Source organism: Kitasatospora sp. NPDC057198, from assembly GCF_042670125.1.
Classification (GTDB): domain Bacteria; phylum Actinomycetota; class Actinomycetes; order Streptomycetales; family Streptomycetaceae; genus Kitasatospora.
In genome coordinates this window covers 1-4,036 of sequence record NZ_JBHUWH010000608.1, presented here as the reverse complement: position 1 = coordinate 4,036, position 4,036 = coordinate 1, and the positions used below count along the sequence as shown (strand labels likewise).

Annotated in this window: 5 protein-coding genes; 3 read left to right on the top strand and 2 right to left on the bottom strand. The window is 75.1% G+C overall.

The genetic code is table 11. The annotated features are described in order from the left end of the window. Positions 1–508 (bottom strand): GNAT family N-acetyltransferase (locus ACFUEL_RS36455; protein ID WP_380241995.1); only part of this gene is annotated, 508 nt, incomplete at its 3' end. 73 nt (positions 509–581) lie between these two features. Continuing rightward, on the bottom strand, positions 582–1,031 hold the full coding sequence (locus ACFUEL_RS36450; protein ID WP_380241993.1) for an ankyrin repeat domain-containing protein: 450 nt from the start codon (positions 1,029–1,031) through the stop codon (positions 582–584). A 345-nt stretch (positions 1,032–1,376) separates the two neighbouring features. On the opposite strand from ACFUEL_RS36450, the gene ACFUEL_RS36445 reads away from it, so the two are divergent. The 3 genes from ACFUEL_RS36445 (at position 1,377) to ACFUEL_RS36435 (ending at position 3,933) form a co-directional block, all read left to right on the top strand. After that, the gene (locus tag ACFUEL_RS36445) at positions 1,377–1,571 is read left to right on the top strand and encodes a hypothetical protein (protein WP_014134294.1); all 195 of its coding nucleotides are present in this window, start codon (positions 1,377–1,379) and stop codon (positions 1,569–1,571) included. A gap of 127 nt (positions 1,572–1,698) precedes the next feature. Beyond that, entirely contained in the window at positions 1,699–3,378 is a 1,680-nt protein-coding gene (locus ACFUEL_RS36440) for a hypothetical protein (RefSeq protein WP_380241991.1), read from the top strand. 180 nt (positions 3,379–3,558) lie between these two features. After that, a complete protein-coding gene (locus tag ACFUEL_RS36435) occupies positions 3,559–3,933 on the top strand; it encodes an RNA polymerase-binding protein RbpA (RefSeq protein WP_380241989.1) in 375 nt (124 codons plus the stop codon). Positions 3,934–4,036 lie beyond the last annotated feature (103 nt).

The window sequence follows — 4,036 nt, the reverse complement described above, 5'->3', positions numbered from 1 at the left end:
GCTGCCGCAGGTCGGCGCCCGGGGCGGCGACGGCGGGGACGAGTTCCTTGCCCATGCAGACGCTCTGCTCGTGGTCCTTGTAGTAGCCGAACTTGCGGATCTCGGCGTAGCCCTCGGAGGTGTAGAGCGCGATCGCCTCGGGTTGCAGGGTGCCGGTCTCCAGCACCAGCCGGGTGCGCCCGGCGGCGACGGCGGCGTCCTCCAGGTGGCGCAGCACGGCGCGGGCGTGGCCCCTGCCGCGGGCCCCGGGGACGACGTACATCCGCTTGAGTTCGGCGTCCCCGTCGCGCAGGCCGTCCGCGTCCCGCTCCTTGGCGCGCCACCCGCCGCAGGCCACCGGCCGCCCGTCCTGGTAGCCGATCACGAACAGCCCGGCGGGCGGGTCGAAGTGGTCGGTGTGGATGGCGGTCTGGTCGCCGTCGCCGTACCTGCGGACGTACTCCTGCTGGACTTCGGCGGCGAGCTGCTGGGCGTCGGGGTGTCCGAAGCCGGTGGTGCGGATCTCCATGGCGCCCAAGGGTACGGGCCGGTCTCCGGACCCCGCCCCGGGGGCGGCCGGCTCAGGTCCGGGGGCGTCCGGCTCAGGCCCGGGTGAGGCGGGCGACCAGCTCGTCCCGGCCGAACATCCGGGCCGCGTCCAGCGCGGAGGGCGCCCCGGCCAGCGGGTCGGCGCCGTGGGCGAGCAGGGCCTCGACGACCTCGGTGGCGCCCTTGAAGACGGCGCCGGCCAGCGGGGTCTGGCCCCGGTCGTTGGCCCGGTCGGCCTCGGCGCCGCGCTCCAGCAGCGCGGTGACGGCGGCGGCGTGGCCGTGGTAGGCGGCCAGCATCAGCAGGGTGTCGCCGCGGTCGTTGGTCAGGTCGGCGGGGGTGCCCGCGTCGAGGTAGGCGGCCAGCAGCGCGGCGTCGCCGGTGCGGGCGGCGTCGAAGAGCCGCCCGGCCAGCGCGATCACCTCCTCGTCCGGCTGCGCGGCGGCAACGTCCTGCACGGCGGCGTCCTGCGCGGTGGCGTCCTGCGCGGTGGGGTCGGTCATGGGGTGTTCCGCCTTCCGGATGGGCGGCCGTGCGGGCCGCGGCTCGTCCTGCTGGTGCCACCGCGAACGCTAGCGGACGCCCGTGCGGGCCCCCGGGCGCGGTGCGGCACCGCCGTTCGGGCGAATTCCGGGTGCGCGGGGCGCGGGCGCGCCCCGCGCGGGGACGCCTGACTGCGCCGGTGCGATCCACTGGCCCCGTGCGTCGCCGAACCGCGGGACGTATACCGCCGATCCGGGTGCCCGGGTGAGATCCACCCGTTTGCCGCACCCCATCATCTATTACTTCTTGTCACCATTGAGGCACTTTCCGTTACACCGTCCCCGCCCCTCGTGAGGAGCAATCCCGTGATTCTCTCCATCTCCGGCATCGTCCTGTTCGGCGTCATCGCCTTCCTCTTCTTCCGCCGGGACGGGTTGAAGATCTCGCACGCCCTGGTCTGCGCGCTGTTCGGCTTCTACGTCGCGGGCTCCTCGATCGCCCCGAGCATCCAGGCGGGCGGCGCGAGCCTGGCCAGCCTGATCGGCGGCCTGAAGTTCTGAGCGGTCCCTGCTCCTCACGGCCCGGGCGCGGACATCCCACCGCCCCGGGCCTTGTGCCAGCCCCCTCCGGCCGGTCGTCCCCCCGGCCGGCCCCGCTCCCGTCCCCTCCCTGCCCTCCGGAGCCCGCATGTCCCTCACCCGCCACCTCACCCGGGGCCGCGACCTCGCCCGCAGCGCCGGCGACCACGCCGCCGACGTGTTCGCGCCGCTGGCCCTGATCGGCCGCGGCCTGCGCCGCCACACCGACTGGGCCAAGGCCCGCTGGGCGGCCACCCCGAAGGAGCGGCGCGGTCCGACGCTGCTGGTCGGCGCGGCCGTACTGCTCGGCGTCTTCCTGCTGCCGCACGGGCCGCTGCTGGCGATCGTCGCCCTGGTCGCCTCGGCGGCCTGGGTCGGCCGCACCCCCAAGTCCCCGGCGGAGCCCGTGCCGGACGCCGCCGACGTCAAGCTGCCCGCCCTGTACGCGGCACTGACCCCCTACTTCGGCGGCTACGACGACCCGGGCGCGCTGTACCGGGTGGACGGCGAGTGGAAGGCGGCGTTCAGCGAGTGGGCGTTCGACCCGGACGGGCGGCTGGCCGCGCTGGAGATCGCCTACCCGGCGTACTTCACCGACACCGAGCCGGCCGCCCGGACCCGGATCGAGCAGGTGGTGCAGGGCAAGGCGGGGCGTTCGCGGGAGTACCGCTTCGACTGGGACGAGGAGACCAACCGGCTGCGGGTGACGGCGCTGGCCCCGCTGCCCGCCGACGTGGTCGCGCAGCGCTTCGTCACCGCGCCGGGCGAGATCGTGCTCGGCTTCACCGACGAGGCGGGCAGCCGGCGCACCATCCCGGTCGAGCAGGGCGGCGTCACCGAGCAGCAGCCGCCGGTGGTCTGGCGGGTCGGCCCGCGCTCGGCCGAGCCGCACCTGCTGGCGCTGGGCGCACCCGGCCACGGCACCTCGACGCTGCTGCGCTCGATCGCGCTGCAGGCGCTCCCGCACGGCGACCTGGTGGTGGTGGACGGGGCGAGCACCGGCGAGCACGCCTGCCTGGTGAACCGTCCGGGCGTGCACACCGTGGAGACCAGCCTGCACGGGGCGCTGGCCGCGCTGGAGTGGTGCGCGCGGGAGACCGAGCGGCGGCTGGTGGCGCTGAACGCGGCCCGGCACCACGGGCTGGCGGCGCCCGCCGACGTGACCCGTCCGCTGTGGATCCTGCTGGACCGCCTCACCGAGCTGTCCGAACTGGCCCGCGCCGAGGGCCGCACCGACCCGCAGGAACTCCTGGAGGTGCCGCTGCGGCACGGCCGGGCGGCCCGGGTGACGGTGGTGTTCGCGGACGCGCTGGAGGCCCGGGACCGGATCTCCCCGACCGTGCGCAACTGCACCCGCACCCGGGTGGTGCTCGGCCCGGTGAACGCGGAGTCCGGCCCGGCCGCGCTCGGCGGCCCGCTGGACATCGCGCCCGCCGCGCACACCCCGCCCGGACGCGGCTACGCCCGGATCGGCGCCGCGGCCCCGGTCCGGCTTCAGGTCCCGGTGACCGTGGACCCGCTGGACGAGGACGCCCCGGGCCCGCTGCGGGACGCGGTGGTGGCGCTGCTGCCGCACCGCGACGCCCGCGCCGCGGCGGCGGCCGCCCCGGCCCCGGCCCCGGTGCTCGCCGAGGTGGTGGAGCCGGCCCCGGTGGGCCTGGTGAAGGACCCGGCCGGGGGCGTGACCGGAGAGATGGCCGGAGAGATGGCCGGGGAGCTGGCCGGAGACCTGGCCGGGGAGCCGGCCGCCCCGGTGAGCTTCGGTGGATCACACGTGCACAAAATGTGACACGCCGGGTGATAACACCGTTCAGATGTGACAAAACGGGCCACCATGGGTACAAACAGGGGCGGCACGACAGGCGACGTATGTCCCGACGGGAATCTTCGTCGGAGGTCGAGCGTTGGACCCAGCGACGAAGACAGCGACCACTAGTCCTGTGGGCAAGAAGCCCGGGAGGCACGATTCATGAGCGAGCGAGCTCTCCGCGGCACGCGACTCGGGGCGACCAGCTACGAGACCGACCGCGGCATTGACCTGGCACCCCGCCAGACCGTCGAGTACGCATGTCAGAACGGACACCGCTTCGAGGTCCCGTTCTCGGTCGAGGCGGAGATCCCCGCGGTGTGGGAGTGCCGCTTCTGCGGTCAGGAGGCCGCCCTCCTCGACGGCGAGGAGCCGGAGGAGAAGAAGACCAAGCCCACCCGCACCCACTGGGACATGCTGATGGAGCGGCGTACCCGCGAGGAGCTGGAGGAGGTCCTGGCCGAGCGCCTGGCCGTCCTGCGCTCCGGCGGGATGAACCTGGCGATCCACCCGCGCGACTCGCGCAAGTCCGCCTGACACGCGGACCGCGCGGGCACCGCACCGCACCGACGCCGAAGGGCCCCGGTTCCCCCCGGGGCCCTTCGGCGTTCCCGCGCGCGCCCGCCGTCCTCGACCATCC

What these genes read in the sequence shown, in the direction of transcription:
- ACFUEL_RS36450 (WP_380241993.1), bottom strand. Translation starts at nt 1,031, where the DNA reads ATGACCGACCCCACCGCGCAGGACGCCACCGCGCAGGACGCCGCCGTG.
- ACFUEL_RS36435 (WP_380241989.1), top strand. Translation starts at nt 3,559, where the DNA reads ATGAGCGAGCGAGCTCTCCGCGGCACGCGACTCGGGGCGACCAGCTAC.
- ACFUEL_RS36440 (WP_380241991.1), top strand. Translation starts at nt 1,699, where the DNA reads ATGTCCCTCACCCGCCACCTCACCCGGGGCCGCGACCTCGCCCGCAGC.